The organism is Pseudomonas sp. HMSC066A08 (genome assembly GCF_001813025.1).
GTDB classification, from domain to species: domain Bacteria; phylum Pseudomonadota; class Gammaproteobacteria; order Pseudomonadales; family Pseudomonadaceae; genus Pseudomonas; species Pseudomonas aeruginosa.
The window spans coordinates 1-206 of the sequence record NZ_KV811367.1; the positions used below are offsets into that span (position 1 = coordinate 1).

Consider the following 206-nt stretch of genomic DNA (forward strand, 5'->3'; position numbering starts at 1 on the left):
CCGGCGGCGTCCTGGGCCACCACGTTGACCACAGTACCGTTGGCGATCGGCGTGGACGGAGTGTAGGTCCAGTTGCCGCTGCCGTCGGCGGTGACCTCGGCGATCGGATTGCCGTTGCCGTCGGTGAGAATCACCGTGCTGCCCGGTTCCGCAGTGCCGCTGAGGCTGCTGCCGTTGCTCAGGTTGACGGTCGGCGTGGCCGGCGC

General features: G+C 69.4%; 1 protein-coding gene. It reads right to left on the minus strand.

All coding sequences use genetic code 11. The features are described 5' to 3' along the window. Positions 1–206: Ig-like domain-containing protein (locus HMPREF2886_RS28445; protein ID WP_139148430.1), on the minus strand; the 206-nt coding region annotated here is incomplete at both ends.